The following is a 16,189-nucleotide window of genomic DNA, read 5'->3' as shown; positions in this document are numbered from 1 at the left end:
CACGACTCGAGGGCATGAGCCCGGTTCAATACCGAGCTCACGCCCTCGCGGCCTAATCTGACTTCACGGTCCAACAAACCGGGACCAGTTCACAGCTGGCACCGGGCCTCCCGTCAGGTGGTGGGTCGCGTCTCGGACGCGCCCCGACTACTGCTCGAACGTCGCGTCGAGCGTGATCTCGACGCCGGTGAGCGCCTTGCTGACCGGGCAGGTCGCCTTGGCGTCCTCGGCGGCCTTCAGGAAGGTCCCCTCGTCGATGCCGGTGACCTCACCGTGCACGGTCAGGGCGATGCCGGTGAGCTTGAAGCCGCCAGCCGAGTCCGGGCCGAGCGAGACGTCGGCCTTGACGTCGAGGGCCTCGACCGTGCCACCGGCCTCGCCGAGGACTGCGGAGAACTGCATGGCGTAGCAGGCCGAGTGTGCGGCGGCGATGAGCTCCTCGGGGCTGGTGCTGCCACCGGCCTCGTCAGCGGCGCGCTTCGGGAACGAGACGTCGTAGGTGCCGACCTTCGAGCTGGAGAGTTCGACCTGGCCGGAACCGTCGTTGAGGCCGCCGTTCCAGGCGGTGCGTGCGGTGCGCGTGGGCATGGCCGCTCCTTTCGTGTGGGGGATCGGACCCGAGCGGGACCGTCGCAGCCGAGTCAAGCGGAGAACGCGCGTTCTCGCAACCGGCTCACGGCGAAGACGCAGGCTTCGCGGTTCTGAGCGACAGGTGTTGCCCACAACAACAGGTGTAGCGTGATGGTGTTCAAAGGAGACCCACCATGCGCGCCGTCGTGTTCGAGCAGTACCAGACCTTCCCGTCCCTGACGGAGGTCCCGAAGCCCACCCCGGGTCCGGGGGAGGTGCTCCTCAAGGTCGCAGGTGCCGGCGCGTGCCACTCGGACGTCGCGGTGTACCGCGAGTTCGCCGCCGGTGCTCCGGGGTCGCAGCAGCCCCCGTTCGTCCTCGGGCACGAGAACTCCGGCTGGGTCGAGTCCGTCGGTGACGGCGTGACCGGGTTCACCGAGGGCGACGCTTACCTGGTCTACGGGCCGGTCGGCTGCGGGCACTGCTCGTACTGCTCGAAGGGGCAGGACACCTACTGCGAGAACGCCGCGACGAACCCGTACATGGGCATCGGTCTCGGGAGGGACGGCGGCATGGCGGAGTACGTCAGCGTTCCCGCTCGCAACCTCGTGCCGCTCGGCGATGCCGACCCGATCGCTGCCGCACCACTCAGTGACGCCGCACTCACGCCGTACCACGCGATCAAGAACGCGCTGCCGAACCTGGCAGGCGGGGGCAAGTACGCGCTGGTCGTCGGTCTGGGCGGCCTCGGGCAGATCGCCGTGCAGATCCTCACCGCGCTCACCGGCGCCACGGTGATCGCGACCGACATGAAGCAGGACGCCATGGACCGCGCTGCCGCCCGTGGCGCGATCACGGTGCCCGGCGGGCCGGACCAGGCCGCTGCGATCCGCGAGATCACCGGCGGCCGCGGGGTCGATGCCGCGTTCGACTTCGTCGGAGCGACGCCCACCATCAAGGTCGCTCAGGCGTCCATGGCCGTCGGTGGTCGGTTCACCGTCGTCGGGATCGCCGGCGGTACCACCGAGTGGAACTTCTTCGCGACGCCGTACGAGTCGACGATCACGAACACCTACTGGGGCACGATCGAGGACCTGCACGAGGTCGTCGCGATGTACCGCGCCGGGCAGATCGTCCCCGACGTGGAGCGGTACGCGCTGTCCGACGCACTCGAGGCCTACCGGAAGCTCGAGGCCGGCGAGCTGTCGGGCCGCGCGGTCGTCGTCCCGACGCTCTGACGCTCTGACGCGGGGCGCCTCGCGGCGTAGCTGGTCGAATCGGGCGTACCTGGTCGGAAGTTCTGACCAGGTACGCCCGATTCCGCTTTCCAGCGCGGGTGTCCTGGGAAGGAACCAGCGCGGGTCAGCGGCCGGCGGCGTAGCCCTGGGCACCGCGTGGGTTCGCGGCGGCGCCGAGCACGCCCGTCGCCGGGTCCCGCGTCACGCAGGACAACCGTCCGAGGCTCCAGTCGCCGGCGCGGGTCACGACGTGACCGCGTGCCTCGAGTTCCGCGATGACGTCGTCGCCGAGGCGGTCCTCGACCACGAGCCCCGCCGGCTCCCACGTGCGCGGCCAGAACGACCCCGGGAACGACGTCGTGTGCAGCGCCGGGGCGTCGATCGCCTGCTGCGGGGTGTACCCGCCGACGATCCACCGCAGCAGGAACAGCAGCTGCCACTGGTCCTGCTGGTCGCCGCCGGGTGAGCCGACCGCGGCCACGGGGACGCCGTCACGGAGCACCAGGGTCGGCGTCAGGGTCGTTCGCGGGCGCTCGCCGGGGCGGAGCGTCGACGCCGTGCCCGGTTCGAGCCAGGTCATCTGCAGCCGGGTGCCCAGGCAGAACCCGAGCTCCGGGATCGTCGGCGACGACTGCAGCCAGCCGCCGGACGGCGTCGCGCTGACGATGTTGCCCCAGCGGTCCACGACGTCGATGTGGCAGGTGTCGCCCCGGGTCTCGCCGTCCGGGGCCACGAACGGCTCGCCGCGGTCCTCGACCGGGGCAACGGGAGCGACCGGCGCGCGCTCGGCGACCGGCGCGCGCTCGGCGTCCCGCGCGACCTGCACCGTGGGTTCACCGAGACCAGCGCCGTCGCCGGCGGAGTACGCCGTCCGGGCCGGCGGCATCGTCCGCTCGACGCCCGCGATCGTGCCCGGTCGCAGCTCGGCCGAGGCCCGTTCGCCGATCAGCGCACGCCGCTCGTCCGTGTACGCGTCGGACAGCAGCACGTCGAGCGGGACGTCGCCGTCGCCGTAGAACGCCTCGCGGTCGGCCATGGCGAGCTTCTGCGCCTCGACGATGGTGTGTGCGCCGACCGACGTGGACGGGTCGAGCAGTGCGTCGTCGAACGGTTCGAGCAGTCGCAGGGTCTGCAGGAGCGCCGGACCCTGGCCCCACGGCCCGGTCTTCGCGATCGTGCAGCCGCGGAACTCCGCCGTCGCCGCCGGCTCGTACGACGCCCGGAACGCAGCCAGGTCCGACGCACGGATGACCCCGGCGTGGTCGCTACCCGACGCGTGTCGGTGGGGCTCCCGCACGAAGCGGTCGATCGCCCCGGCGACGAAGCCCTCGGCCCACTCGCTCCGTGCGGCGTCGATGCGGGCGGTCCGGCTGCCGGAGCCGTCACCGGCGTCGAGGAGCCGGTCGAGCACTGTGGCCAGCGCCTCGTTGCGCACCAGGTCCCCGGCGACCGGCGCCGTGCCTCCTGGCAGCCACTGCGTGGCGGACGTGGGCCAGTGGTCACGGAACAGGCCCTGCACGGCGGTGATCGTCCGGACCACCCCTGCTGCGACCGGGTGTCCGTCACGGGCGTACGCGATCGCCGGGGCCAGGACGTCGGCGAGCTCCCACGTGCCGTGGTCGCGGAGCAGCAGCAGCCACGCGTCGACGGCACCCGGGACGGTGGCGGCGAGCGCGCCGGAGCCGGGGACGAGGTCGAGGCCCTCGGCGCGGTAGTGCTCGGGCGTCGCACCGGCCGGTGCCGGCCCCTGGCCGACGAGCACGACCGGGGTCGGGTCCGACGCCGTCGCGAACACCGCCGTCAGGTCGCCGCCCGGGCCGTTCAGGTGCGGCTCGACCACGTGCAGGACGAACGCGCCCGCGACGGCTGCGTCGAAGGCGTTGCCGCCGCGTTCGAGCACCGACTGCGCGGTGGCGGTCGCGATCCAGTGCGTCGCAGCCGCCATGCCGAACGTGCCCTGCAGGTCCGGGCGCGAGGTCTGCGTAGCGGGCGGGACGAAGGCGGGGTTCGGCGTCGGCATGCACCCATCCTCTCCCCGGGGCTCGCCGCTCAGCCCAGGGCCACGACGATCCCCGCGGCGACGAGCAGTGCGACGTACCCCCAGGCGTGCACGACCTCGGGCAGGTGCGGCGGGCGACGTCGGAGCAGCACGATGACCGGCATCGCGCCGACCAGCAGGGCCACGGCTGCCCGGATGTCGACGGCGCCGACGAGTCCGGCGGCGTGCGGGACGACCGCCGGCAGCAGCATGGTCACCGCGGCTGCGGGCAGCGTGATCGCCAGCGTGAGGGGGTTCGCCAGCGTGGTCGCCGCCGTCATGGTGGCACCGGACCGGCGCAGCATCGGGACCGTCACCACGCTGCCGCCGACACCGAGGAACGCCGCGACCGCACCGATCGGGAGGCCCGTGGCGGTCGGGACGCCGGTACGGGTCGGTCCGTGGTCGCGTCCACCGCCGCGGGTCACGACCGCGCGATCCGTCGCGGAGCTGCGCAGGAAGCCCGGGCGCAAGAGCAGGTCGGCGACCGTGACCCCGAGGTAGACGACGAAGCCCCAGCGCAGGAGCGCGTCCGGTGCCTCTCGTGCGGCGAGCACCCCGACCGTGCCGCCGACCCCGAGCAGGACGAACAGCGACGAACGGCCCCGGAGCGGTGCGAGTGCGCCGCGCCGGGCCGAGACGGTGGCCACGGCGGCGTTCACGAGCATCACGAGGGCTGAGGTCGCCGTGGCCACCCGGACGGCGTCGCCACCGAGGGCTGCGTCGGCGACGGTGATGATCGGCACGGTGACGAAGCCACCGCCGAACCCGAACAGGACGGTGGTGACCCCGACCAGGACCCCGATGACCACGAGCACGATGAACGACATGCCTCCATCCCAGCGGGGATCACCACGGCGGACGATCGGGTGTGCGGCACGTTCCTTCGAGACCTAGCCTCGACGTGTGCGCAACGTCCCGGTCTCCGAGTTCGACCACCAGCCGTTCGACGTCCTGCCGATCGGCACCGACTACCCGCCGGGCCACCTGCTCGCCCGGCACGAGCACCGACGGGCGCAGCTGCTCTACGGAGCGAGCGGCGTCATGCTCGTCGAGACCGACGACGGCTCGTGGACCGTGCCGACCGACCGGGCCGTGCTCATCCCGCCCGGGGTGCCCCACGAGGTCCGGATGCTCGACGTCAGCACCTGGAGCCTGTACGTCGAGCCGGACGCCGTGCCCTGGTGGCCGACACGGTGCACCGTCGTCGAGGTCGGGCCCCTGCTGCGCGAGGTGCTGCGCGCCGCCAACGCGCTCGACGTGCCGTACGACGACGGCGGCCGGGACGGCACCCTCGTCCGGCTCGCCCTGCACGAGCTGCAGCGCGTCGCACCGATCCCGCTGAGCGTCTCGCTGCCGCCACGGGGTGTCCTGCGCGACCTGTGTCGGGCGTACCTGGCCGAGCCCGACGTCCACGTGACGAACGCCGACTGGGCGCGTGCGGCGGCCGTCTCGGAACGCACCCTCGACCGCCACTTCCGTGCGGCCACGGGGGTGGGGCCCGCGAGCTGGCGGGTGCGTGCGCGACTGTTGTCGAGCCTCCCGGCCCTGCGACGCGGCACCGTGACGGAGGTGGCGGGCCGACTCGGCTACGCCACCCCTGCGGCGTTCACCGCCGCCTTCTCGAAGGCGTTCGGGGCTCCGCCGTCCCGGTTCCGGTGAGGCCTTGCGCCCCCGCGGAAGGGCGCGCATACTGAACGCATCGGTTAATTAACCGGTTGGTTCACCGAGGAGGCGACGATGGATCCCGACCACACCGACGTCGTCCTGTCGGCGCTCGCCGACCCGATCCGACGGCGCATCGTCGAACGGCTCGGCAAGGGTGAGGCGACCGTCTCCGAGCTGTCGGAGCCGTTCGACGTCAGCGCTCCGGCGATCTCGCGGCACCTCGGCGTGCTCGAACGCGCCGGCCTCATCACGCGCGAGCGGCACGGCACGTGGCGCACGTGCCGTCTTCGGCCCGAGGCCGTCGACGAGCTCGGCGCCTGGCTGGGCCGGTTGCGTCCCGACTGGGACCGCCGGTTCGACCGCCTGGAGGCCCTGCTCGCCGCCCAGCGCACGCCCGCCCCGGTGGGCAGCCCGTCCACCGCCCCACCCGCCAGTTCCACCAGTTCCGCCAGTTCCGCCAGTTCCGCCTTCACCGTCGATCCGCAGGAGCAGTCATGACCGAACAGTTCACCGCCCACGCCACCCACCGCTTCGCCCACCCCGTCGCCGACGTCTACCGAGCGTTCGTCGACCCGGCGCTGCTCGCGCTCTGGTTCGGGCCCCTCGGCTTCCACGTCCCCGTCGCCACCGTCGAGGTCGACGCGCGGGTCGGTGGCGCCTGGAACCTCACGATGGTCAGCAACGACAACGCCGAGTGGTCGTCGCCCGTCACCTCGACCCTCGAGCAGATCGAGGAGAACCGGATCATCGTCGGCACCTCCACCGCGCACGGCATCCCGGGGGTCGAGGACGGCACCGCGCTGTCCCTGACGCTCGAGTTCGCCGAGGACGGCAACGGCACGATCGTCACCCTGACGCAGGGACCCTTCCCCGAGTTCATGCGCGACATGAACATCGCCGGCTGGACGCAGTCGTTCCACAAGCTCGAAGCACTGCTGGCGACACCGAAGGAGTTCTTCCAGCAGCCGTAGCCGCACCCCCCTGTCAAGGGGTTGTGCGCCCCGCGCAGAAAAGCGAACATCGTTCGGTGACTCGTACAGGGCGAGCGCCGAACGACCGCGCAGGGGCGTGGTCGGTTCCGAGTCAGGGGATCCATGACCACCACTCCGTCGACCGTCGCACGTGCGCGCCGACTCCCACGCTTCGCCGGCGCCCTCACGGTGCTGGCCCTCGCGGCCGGTGCCCTCGTCGCGACCGCTGAACCCGCCGCAGCATCGGCGGTGTGGGTTGGATCGGCACCCGCCGGCACGAAGATCAACCCCGGCGACCAGGTGACGTCGCCGAACGGCCAGTTCAAGCTCATCATGCAGGGCGACGGCAACCTCGTCGAGTACGGCATCGGGAACCGCGTGCTGTGGGCCTCGAACACCGCCGGTTCCCCCGGTGCGATCGCGGTCGTCGGCAAGAACCGTGCCCTCGACATCACCAAGAACGGCAAGCGACTGGCCCGCTGGGCCTCGGCCGGCACCGTGAACTCGACGGCGCTGAAGATCCGCGCCGACGGCACCATGGCGCTGCTCGCCGGCAGGTCCGTCGTCGTGAACTGGACCACCTACCAGGACCGGGTCGCCTCGGGGAACACGCTCCTCGGCGGCACCGTGCTGCGCTCCGACACCACGAACACGCGCATCCTCAACATGCGCACCGACGGCAACCTGGTGCAGAAGGTCAGCGGCCGCGTCGTCTGGCAGTCGCGGACCGGCGGCCACCCCGGCGCCTGGGCCGAACTGCAGCCCAAGGGCAATTTCGTCATCTGGACCCGTGACGCATCGCGCAAGAAGGTCGCGCTCTGGACCTCGCGCACCGGCACGGCCGGCTCCGGCAACCTGCTCGTGCAGGTCGACGGCAACGTCGTGCTCTACGGGGCCAAGGACACCCGCGTCTGGTCGAGCCGACCCGTCACCGGACTGGCATGGCCCGTCAACGGGACGAAGATCACCGGCAAGTACGGCGACGACCGTGGCGCCGGACACGTCCCGCGCTACCACCAGGGCACCGACGCGCCCGTGCCCGTCGGCACCCCGGTGTACGGCTCCGGCACCGGCGAGGTGACCAAGACCGTGGCGAACGACGCCTCGTACGGCAACTACATCGTCGTGACCTACGGCATGACCGCGGTGCTCACCGCCCACCTCAGCAAGATCGAGGTGAAGAAGGGCCAGATCGTGAAGCTCGGTACCGAGATCGCGAAGTCCGGCAACACCGGGCAGTCGACCGGCCCGCACGTGCACGTCGAGACGCGGCGCAACGGCACGCTCGTCGACCCGTTGAAGAACATGCACTTCCGCTGATCCGGGAGCGCCGGCGGCGTACCGCTTCGTGAGCAGAAATGGTCGGGTCGCCTTCGGGCACCCGACCATTGCTGCTCACGAAGTGCGGGCGCCCCGCACCCGGCATCGCAACTCATGCCGCTTCGTATATGTTGCTTGACCCGAACGATCAAGCGCCCTAGACCTGGGTTTTAGAGCGGAGCACGATCGGTCGGCACTCCGAGATCGCAGACGGCACGGCTCGTGCGTTCTTCAAGCAGTACGAGCAGGAGCTCGGAAAGGGGCGGTGGCGATGACCTACACGTCACGTGCACATCGTGAGGGCAACTGGTGGATCGTGCAAAACGATCAGTTCCCCGGCGCGATCTCACAGGTCCGCCGGCTCGACCTCGCTGCTGATGCCCAGCGTGAGGCAATCGCGTTCGTCGCCGAGGTCGACCAAGACGAGGTCGTGGTCGTCATCCGAGTGGAACTCGAACCGGCGCTCGCCCGGTCGCTCGACGAAGCTGTCGCACTCCGCGCCGAGGCCGAGGTCAAGGAAGCGAGGGCGCTGTCGCTTCGGCGGGCCATCGCGATCTCGCTCAAGGACGACGGCATGACGCTGCGCGACATCGCGGTCGTGCTGGGGGTCTCGTACCAACGGGTGCACCAGCTCGTGCGCGAGGGTGAACCTGTGGCGCTCGCGGCCTCCTGATTCTCAGCGATCCGCCTGGGAAGTACAGAGGCCCCACCGAAGTGGGGCCTCGCGCCCGGTAGTCGAGACATCCGGGGTGCGGTCCTAGCGTAGTGGGTCCAGTCGTGTGCAATGCTGATGTTTCGCATGCCGCGACGGGCTCACCACCCACGAAGTGGGGTCGGTGAACCATCGATTGATGACAGGTCGTCAACTAGCGTTGGATCGATCACAGGGGAGAAACAATGGAGTTCGAAGAACGCTTCGCTGCGCTGGCGACCAAGGTGCAGAACCAGCGCGAGGCCATCCAGACCGAAGAGGCGACAAAGAACGCCTTCGTCATGCCGTTCATCTCGACGATCCTCGGGTACGACGTCTTCAATCCGTTGGAGGTCGTGCCCGAGTTCACGGCCGACGTCGGGGTGAAGCGCGGCGAGAAGGTCGACTACGCGATCATGCGCGACGGCGAGGTGCAGATCCTCATCGAGTGCAAGAAGTCGACCGAGCCGCTGAAGATCGAGCATGCTTCGCAGCTGTTTCGCTACTTCTCGGTCACGAACGCCCGGATCGCGGTCCTGACGAACGGCGAGGTCTACAACTTCTATACGGACCTCGATGCGCCCAACAAGATGGACGATCGCCCGTTCCTGGTGTTGGACCTCGCCGACATCGACGAGACCCTCCTTCCCGAGCTGAGCAAGCTCACGAAGGACGTCTTCGACCTGGACTCCGTCATCAGCGCTGCGGAGGAACTCAAGTACGTCGGCTCGATCAAGCGGGCGATCGCCGCGCAGTTCCGCGAGCCGGAAGAAGACTTCGTGCGTCTCTTCACGTCACGTGTCTACGACGGGCGTTTCACGCAGGAGGCGCGGACGCAGTTCACGGCGCTCGTCGCGAAGGCCTCGAAGCAGTTCCTCAACGAGCAGGTCAACGACCGCTTGAAGACGGCCCTCGGCGCCTCGTACAGCGCGCCCATCGGCGCAGAGGTGCCGGCGGAGACGGTCACCAGCGCGGCTGTGGCGGAGGATGACCTCGACCGCGACACCGAGATCGAGACGACGCTCGAAGAACTCGAGGGTTACCAGATCGTCAAGGCCATCGCCTGCAGTGAGGTCAAGCCGGATCGCATCGCGCACCGTGACCAGAAGTCGTACTTCGCGGTGCTGCTCGACGACAACAACCGCAAGCCGATCGCCCGCCTGTGGTTCAACGGCAAGAAGCAGAAGTACCTCGGGCTCTTCGACGAGGCCAAGGTCGAGACGAAGCACCCGATCGAGAACCTCGACGACATCTACCTCCACGCTGCAGCCATCCGAGTTGCCGTTTCGCGCCATAAGGAAGGCAAGTAAAATGAAGCTGACGGTACAACTCCTGAGAGTCGATATTCAGCTGCAGGATGACGTTTTCCGCTCGACAGCGACGCCGATCGATTTGAAGCCGGTGGGGTCAGGCCTCACCGGAGCTCGTGCCATTCTGGTGAAAGGAAAGGAGAAGCCCCCGGGTTGGGCTGGGGAGGTGCAGGACGTCTTCGACGTCATGTCCTTGGTTGATGATCAGCAATCCGCTGGCGTCGTGATTCTTATCGAGAGGTCTTCGCGAGTATTTGCAGTCACGTTCGGCATCGGGTTCCAGGTCATCGAGTCTGTCCACATTGAGCAAGGGTTTGGCCTACGTGTTGCGGCAAACGTGATCGCAACAGGCAAAATCCGAGGCGCGCAGACCCGAGGAATTGCTACTAATTCGCGCGATCAACGCACAGTCCTACCGAAGGATGGTGAGTTCGGCGACCTCGATATCGAAGTTGACGATGACTGGATGCGGCAGATCAACGGACGCGCGGAGGACGGTGGGTTCGCGTCGACTCTCGTTGGAGGCGATTCGCTGCGCCTGACTGTTCCTGACTTCAGATTGTCCGCTCTGCCTGGCAAAATCGACGAGATTCATGCCGCTTACGAAAAGGACGCATTCAAGACGAAATTCCCGTTCCTCGATCAGATGCAGCCACTTGGAAGCGGAGATGAACGGATACCCGCCCTGACGGCGGCTTTGAAGCGTCTTGCGCAGGCTGGGGAAGTGACCTATGCGGCACCGGATCCCTTCACGAAGGACGAGGAGAACTTCCATCATTATGAGCTCATTATTCGCCGATCTCGGTGGATGTTCGCTGATCTCGATGCGCGTGAAATTCTGCTGCTTCTCAATGAAGAAGCAGCTGGTTTGAACTGGCTTGAGGATGTTAAGATCGCGGCGGTGGACATCGATGGCGATTTGGTTGACCGCATTCGTCCTCTATTCGCGTATGTGGTGGCAGAGGTAGAACTTGGTGAAGATCGCTACTTCGTCACCGCAGCGAACTGGTTCAAAATCAGCCCGGACTTTGTGAAGCAGGTTGAGCAGGCGGTAGCGCGAATACCTGAAGTAAGTGGGCCGCTTAATCTCCCGGTGTGGGATGTCGCTGTTCTGCAATCCCGAGCGGTTGGTAATCATCGAGAGGAGGTCTACAACCGTGATCTCGCTGATGATCGGGGATGGATTTTGCTGGATAAGAAGCTTGCTCGTTATGGAATGAACAATAAAATCGAAGTTGCCGACGTTCTGACCGACGACGGCAAGTTGCTTTGCATCAAAACCGCGAGCAACTCCCCGGCCCTATCCCACCTAGTCGCTCAAGCTACTGTGTCAGCGAGCCTCTGGGGAAGTGAGCCGCATGTTGCAATGCTTCGAGATGCTTGGACGAAAATGCATGGGGCGGACGAGCCTCTACTGCGACGCGACCAAGCGGAGTACGTGCTCGCAATCGCGACTGAACGCGAGGGGCCGCTCCATGAATCGCTTTACTTCTTCACAAAAGTCCTGTTGGCAAATGCTTTACGAGTCGTGACAAGTGCGGGTCTGAAGGTTGCACTAGCGCGGATCGAAATGGTGGTTCCTCCCAAAGAGAAGAAGATTCGAACCCGTAACGCCAAGTCCCGCGGTGGAGTGCGCTTCGAGTGACGAGGTAGCCTCCGGGGGATGAGGAAGCGCGGCGGAACGGGGCTCGTGTTGGTGGCGATCGGGGTCCTCGCGGGGTCCTGTCCGGGCTGTTCGGTGTCGGCGGTGGGGTCATCGTGGTGCCGGCGCTGATGGCCGTGGCGCAGATGGACCAGCGCCGTGCTTCGGCCACGTCGCTCGTGGCGATCGCCCCCGCGGCCGTCGTCGGTGCGATCACCTACGCCGCCCAAGGTGAGGTGCACTGGCTCGCCGCCCTGACCCTCGCGATCGGCAGCGTCATCGGCGCCCCGATCGGTGCGCGGCTGCTCCGAGGCCTGCCGCTCCGAGTCCTACCGTGGATCTTCGTCGGGTTCATCGCCGTCGTGCTGGTGTCCCTGTTCACGACGGTGCCGAGCCGTAGTGGCGAGGTGCACTTCGGCGTCGTCGAGGCGATCGTGCTCCTGCTGATCGGGCTGCTGTCGGGTGTGCTGTCCGGGCTGGTCGGGGTCGGCGGTGGAGTCGTCATCGTGCCGGGCCTCGAGGTCGTGCTCGGAGCCGGCGACCTGCTCGCCAAGGGCACGTCGTTGCTCACGATGGTGCCGACGTCGGTGTCGGGAACGGTCGCGAATCTCCGGCGGCGGGTGGTCGACCTACGCGTCGGGCTGACGGTCGGTGTCACGGCCGCGGTGTGCTCGCCGGCGGCTGCGTGGCTGGCTCGCCTCGTCGACCCGCAGGTCGGCACGTGGTTGTTCGCCGCGTTCCTGGTGGTGGTGGCGGTCATCGTGCTCAGCCGCGGACGTCGGACGGCACCACGGAACGGCGCGACCGACGGGGAGGTCACATGACGGGTCTCCCGGGTGGGAGCGGGGCCGACGCGGAGGCCGTGCTCGTCGCCTTCGCGCGCACCAGCGGGGATGTCGCAGCAGCGCGCCGAGTCGCACGGCGGTTCGAAGGCCTCGACGACGGCGAGCGCTCCGCGCTGCTGTGGAGCGACGACGACGGCGCGAAGCTCATCGCCGTGCTGCTCCTGGTGCAGGCGATGCGCGAGCACCCCGATCCGGAGCTGACCGACGAGTACCTGTCGGCAGCGAAGGCCGAGCGGTTCGACGACCCGGCGCTGGTCGACCTGGCAGCCGAGGAGCTCGTCGGTGCGCCGCTCGTGGGCGGCTCGACTGGCCCACTGTTCGCGCTCGTGAAGTCCGACGTGGCGATGGTGCGTCGGATCGCGATCGTGGCGACGCTGGCGTTCGCGAAGCAGGGTGACGCCGAGGTACCACTCGGGATCGCTGGACGCCTGGTGCGGGAGCGGAGCGACACCGTGCAGTCGGCGCTGGGGTGGGTCCTGCGCGAGACGGGCAAGCGCGCGTCGGAGCCGGCGCTCGTGGCGTTCCTCGAGAAGAGCGGACGGTTCTTGACGCCTGCGGCGCGTCACACGGCGACCGAGCACCTGCCGCCGGCGGATCGCGACCGCCTGCGGGCCTGAGTGCGAACGACGCTGGCAACCAACTGTGCAGTCGGCTCTACCGACCATGTGGTCGGTTAGGTTCTCCGGGTGACCGAAACCACCCCGAGCACCAGCACCGCCCCGATCCACCGCGCCTCCGTCCGTGAATGGGCGTCCCTCGGTGTCCTCACCCTGGCCGTGGTGCTGCTGGCGATCGACGGCACCGTGCTGGCCCTCGCCGTCCCGTCGCTGACCGCCGACCTCGACCCGACCGCGACGCAGGTGCTCTGGATCGGCGACGTGTACTCGTTCGCGCTCGCGGGGCTGCTCGTCACGATGGGCAACGTCGCCGACCGGATCGGCCGGAAGCGCCTGCTGCTCATCGGCGCGGTCGCGTTCGGCCTGGCCTCGGCCGCCGCAGCGTTCGCGCAGACGCCCGAGCTCCTCATCGCCGCGCGGGCACTGCTCGGCATCGCCGGAGCGACCCTGATGCCGTCGACCCTGTCGCTGGTGCGCACGATCTTCCGCGACGCCCGGCAGCGCACCACCGCGATCGCCGTGTGGTCGGCGGGTGCGACGGGTGGTGCCGCCGCCGGTCCGCTCGTCGGCGGTGCGCTGCTCGAGCACTTCTGGTGGGGCTCGGTCTTCCTCATCAACATCCCCGTCATCGTCGTGATCGTCATCGCCGGAGCGATCCTGCTGCCCGAGTCGAAGGGCGGCTCGCGCACCCCGGTCGACCTGCTCTCCGCCGTCCTCTCGGTGCTGGCGATCGTGCCGCTCGTGTACGCCGTGAAGCACGTCGCCGGGCACGGGTTCGACTGGACGGTGCCCCTGACGGCACTCCTCGGCATCGGCGCCGGCTGGTGGTTCGTCCGCCGCCAGAAGCGCCTCACGACGCCGCTCATCGACCTGCAGCTGTTCCGGATCCCGGCGTTCTCGGGCGCCGTCGTCGCGAACTCGCTGTCGGTCTTCGCGCTGAGCGGCCTGCTGTTCTTCTTCTCGCAGTACCTGCAGCTGGTCCGCGGGTTCACGCCGCTGCTCGCCGGAGCGGCCGAGCTGCCGGCGACCCTGGCCTCGATCGCGGTGATCGCGATCATCGGGCTGCTGTCCCGGCGGGTCGGACCCGGCCGGTCGATCGGTCTCGGCCTGGCGGTCGCCGCCGTGGGCATGGCCGGCCTCGCGTTCGCCGAGGGGCTGCCGACGTACTGGGGGATCGCGATCGCCCTCGCCGTGGTCGGCCTGGGCGTCGGGGTCTCGATGACCCTGGCCACCGACGCAGTCGTCGCCGCGGCACCGCGGGAGCGTGCTGGTGCGGCCTCGGCCATCTCCGAGACCGGCTACGAACTGGGTGTCGCGCTCGGCATCGCGGTGCTCGGTTCGTTGCAGACCGCGTTCTACCGGTCGAACCTCGACGTCACGAGCGGCGCGGTCAGCGGCGGTGTCGGCGACCGGATCCGTGAGTCCCTGGCGTCGGCGTCCCAGGTCCTGCAGGACGGCGACCCGATCCTCGAGCACGCTCGGCACGCCTTCACCGGCGGCATGCAGCTCGCCTCGATCTGCGCGGCCGTGGCGCTCGCCGTCGCCGCAGCGGTCGCACTCCGGGTGATCCCGAACCGGCAGGATGGACCGCATGAGCACTGAAGGTCGTCATGAGCACTGAGGGTCGTCATGAGCACTGACGGCACCCGCGATCGTGAGCGCACTCGCCAGGCGGTCCTCGATGCCGCCGAGCGGCTGCTCGCCGAGCGCGGCACCCGGGTGAGCGTCGCCGAGATCGCGGCGGACGCCGGCGTCTCCAAGAGCGGCCTGCTCCACCACTTCCCGTCGAAGGACGAGCTGCTCCTCGCCGTCGCCGCGCACGGTCTCGCGACGTTCAAGGACGAGGTGCTCCGGCACGTCGACCTGGCCGAGAACCGCCCCGGCAAGGTCCTCCGCGCCTACGTGCGGACCCTGTGCGGCGGCAGCCAACGCGCCATGGAGGTCTTCTCGCCGACGGCGCACTGGACCGGTCTGATGGCGGTGCCGGGGGTCGAGGCGGTCGTCGCCGCGGACGCCGAGGACTGGCGCGCGGTGTTCGCGCGCGACGGCCTGCCCGAGGACCGCACGTTGGTCGTCCGGCACGCGGCCGAGGGGCTCGCAGCAGCTGTCGCCATGCCGCCGTACCTGGACGCACGCGAGCTGGCGGTCACCCGTGACGCGCTGCTCACCCTGGCAGAACCCGCCTGACGACCCGGCCAGGAGGCCCGGTGCCGGCCCGCCCCGCCGGTCACCAGGGCAGGCGGCCGGCCCGACCCCCGTGGTCCGGTCGGCGGTGTCGGCCTACCCTGGGGCCATGCACACCGAAGTGCCCCGGATCGACGTCGCACTCGTGGAACGACTCGTCGCGACGCAGTTCCCCGAGTGGAACGGCCTGCCCGTGCGCGAGGTCGACCACCAGGGCTGGGACAACCGCACGTACCGACTCGGCGACGCGCTGTCCGTCCGGCTGCCGAGTGCCGCCGGCTACGTGCCCGGGGTCGAGAAGGAGCAGGACGTCCTGCCGTACCTGGCACGCCGGTTGGACGTCGCGGTCCCCGAGCCGGTCGGCTTCGGCGAACCGGGCGAGGGGTACCCGTTCCCGTGGTCGGTCAGGCGGTGGCTCGACGGGACGGTGGCCGCGCGTGCGGTCGACCTCGACCACGAGCGCTTCGCCGCCGACGTCGGCGCGGTGCTCCGGCAGCTCCGGAGCCTCCCCGCCACCGGGGGCCCGACCGCCGGCGTGCACTCGTTCCACCGTGGCGAGCACCCCTCGGTGTACGGCGCCGAGGTCGTCGCGGCGCTCGACACCCTGGGCGCGCAGGTCGACCGTGCCGCGTGCGAACGCATCTGGGACGACGCGGTCGCCACCGCGTGGGACCGTCCGGGGGTCTGGTTCCACGGGGACGTCGCGCCGGGCAACCTGCTCGTCGACGGCGGGGGACGGCTCAGCGCACTGATCGACTTCGGCACGTGCGGGGTCGGCGACCCGGCCTGCGACCTCGTGCTCGCGTGGACGTTCCTCGAGCCGGCGGCGCGCCCGGTGTTCCACGAAGCCGTGGGGCTCGACGCCGACGCGTGGGCCCGGGCGCGCGGCTGGGCGCTGTGGAAGGCGCTCATCATGCTCGCGGGCAGTGCCGGCCCGGGCGACCGTGCGGAGCACGAGCGCGTGCTCGCCACGGTGCTCGCGGATCCCGTCGTCTGACCGGGCGGCGGAGCCCCGAACCCAGGCGGGGCTGTGAACGCACCACGGGGCGGGCGCGTACCGAGGAGGGGGAAGCGAGCCGCGCCTCCCGGCCGGCC

At 69.4% G+C, this 16,189-nt stretch carries 16 protein-coding genes; 13 read left to right on the top strand and 3 right to left on the bottom strand.

The window, feature by feature from the left end; all coding sequences use genetic code 11:
- Positions 1 to 147: 147 nt before the first annotated feature.
- The gene (locus EDF51_RS19165; RefSeq protein WP_131881896.1) at positions 148 to 588 is read right to left on the bottom strand and encodes an OsmC family protein; all 441 of its coding nucleotides are present in this window, start codon (positions 586 to 588) and stop codon (positions 148 to 150) included.
- Between the two features lie 176 nt (positions 589 to 764).
- On the opposite strand from EDF51_RS19165, the gene EDF51_RS19160 reads away from it, so the two are divergent.
- Positions 765 to 1,808 carry an NAD(P)-dependent alcohol dehydrogenase gene (locus tag EDF51_RS19160; protein WP_131844832.1) on the top strand — a complete coding sequence of 348 codons (1,044 nt, stop codon included), beginning with the start codon at positions 765 to 767 and terminating at the stop codon, positions 1,806 to 1,808.
- Positions 1,809 to 1,932: 124 nt separating this feature from the next.
- On the opposite strand, the gene EDF51_RS19155 is transcribed toward EDF51_RS19160, so the two are convergent.
- Both EDF51_RS19155 and EDF51_RS19150 read right to left on the bottom strand, forming a co-directional pair.
- Positions 1,933 to 3,753, bottom strand: coding sequence for a gamma-glutamyltransferase (locus tag EDF51_RS19155; RefSeq protein ID WP_208321875.1), 1,821 nt, complete (start codon positions 3,751 to 3,753; stop codon positions 1,933 to 1,935).
- A 104-nt stretch (positions 3,754 to 3,857) separates the two neighbouring features.
- Entirely contained in the window at positions 3,858 to 4,676 is an 819-nt protein-coding gene (locus EDF51_RS19150; RefSeq protein ID WP_134196165.1) for a sulfite exporter TauE/SafE family protein, read from the bottom strand.
- Between the two features lie 76 nt (positions 4,677 to 4,752).
- On the opposite strand from EDF51_RS19150, the gene EDF51_RS19145 reads away from it, so the two are divergent.
- The 12 genes from EDF51_RS19145 to EDF51_RS19090 all read left to right on the top strand — a co-directional run bounded on the left by EDF51_RS19145 (position 4,753) and on the right by EDF51_RS19090 (position 16,091).
- Positions 4,753 to 5,508, top strand: a complete 756-nt coding sequence (locus tag EDF51_RS19145) for a helix-turn-helix transcriptional regulator (RefSeq protein WP_134196162.1) — start codon at positions 4,753 to 4,755, stop codon at positions 5,506 to 5,508.
- 78 nt (positions 5,509 to 5,586) lie between these two features.
- Positions 5,587 to 6,012 (top strand): metalloregulator ArsR/SmtB family transcription factor, encoded by a 426-nt coding sequence (locus tag EDF51_RS19140; RefSeq protein ID WP_134196160.1) that lies wholly within the window; start codon positions 5,587 to 5,589, stop codon positions 6,010 to 6,012.
- Positions 6,009 to 6,485, top strand: coding sequence for an SRPBCC domain-containing protein (locus tag EDF51_RS19135; protein ID WP_134196158.1), 477 nt, complete (start codon positions 6,009 to 6,011; stop codon positions 6,483 to 6,485). Before EDF51_RS19140 ends, EDF51_RS19135 begins: the two co-directional genes overlap by 4 nt.
- A 123-nt stretch (positions 6,486 to 6,608) precedes the next feature.
- Complete coding sequence (locus EDF51_RS20480; protein ID WP_134196156.1) at positions 6,609 to 7,805, top strand: peptidoglycan DD-metalloendopeptidase family protein; 1,197 nt, start codon at positions 6,609 to 6,611, stop codon at positions 7,803 to 7,805.
- 271 nt (positions 7,806 to 8,076) lie between these two features.
- Positions 8,077 to 8,478, top strand: coding sequence for a helix-turn-helix domain-containing protein (locus EDF51_RS19125; RefSeq protein WP_131922760.1), 402 nt, complete (start codon positions 8,077 to 8,079; stop codon positions 8,476 to 8,478).
- A 224-nt stretch (positions 8,479 to 8,702) separates the two neighbouring features.
- On the top strand, positions 8,703 to 9,806 hold the full coding sequence (locus EDF51_RS19120; protein WP_134196154.1) for a type I restriction endonuclease: 1,104 nt from the start codon (positions 8,703 to 8,705) through the stop codon (positions 9,804 to 9,806).
- 1 nt (position 9,807) lies between these two features.
- Positions 9,808 to 11,451, top strand: a complete 1,644-nt coding sequence (locus tag EDF51_RS19115; protein ID WP_134196152.1) for a DUF6119 family protein — start codon at positions 9,808 to 9,810, stop codon at positions 11,449 to 11,451.
- Positions 11,452 to 11,567: 116 nt separating this feature from the next.
- Complete coding sequence (locus tag EDF51_RS19110) at positions 11,568 to 12,272, top strand: sulfite exporter TauE/SafE family protein (protein ID WP_243837169.1); 705 nt, start codon at positions 11,568 to 11,570, stop codon at positions 12,270 to 12,272.
- Positions 12,269 to 12,910, top strand: coding sequence for a DNA alkylation repair protein (locus EDF51_RS19105; RefSeq protein ID WP_134196150.1), 642 nt, complete (start codon positions 12,269 to 12,271; stop codon positions 12,908 to 12,910). Before EDF51_RS19110 ends, EDF51_RS19105 begins: the two co-directional genes overlap by 4 nt.
- Before the next feature lie 69 nt (positions 12,911 to 12,979).
- The gene (locus EDF51_RS19100; RefSeq protein ID WP_243837168.1) at positions 12,980 to 14,512 is read left to right on the top strand and encodes an MFS transporter; all 1,533 of its coding nucleotides are present in this window, start codon (positions 12,980 to 12,982) and stop codon (positions 14,510 to 14,512) included.
- 27 nt (positions 14,513 to 14,539) lie between these two features.
- Positions 14,540 to 15,097 carry a TetR/AcrR family transcriptional regulator gene (locus EDF51_RS19095; protein WP_134196148.1) on the top strand — a complete coding sequence of 186 codons (558 nt, stop codon included), beginning with the start codon at positions 14,540 to 14,542 and terminating at the stop codon, positions 15,095 to 15,097.
- Between the two features lie 106 nt (positions 15,098 to 15,203).
- A complete protein-coding gene (locus tag EDF51_RS19090) occupies positions 15,204 to 16,091 on the top strand; it encodes an aminoglycoside phosphotransferase family protein (RefSeq protein ID WP_134196146.1) in 888 nt (295 codons plus the stop codon).
- Positions 16,092 to 16,189 lie beyond the last annotated feature (98 nt).

The organism is Curtobacterium sp. PhB25 (assembly GCF_004365375.1).
GTDB lineage: Bacteria > Actinomycetota > Actinomycetes > Actinomycetales > Microbacteriaceae > Curtobacterium.
The sequence above is the reverse complement of the archived record's forward strand: the minus strand, read 5'-3'. Positions and strand labels throughout refer to the sequence as shown.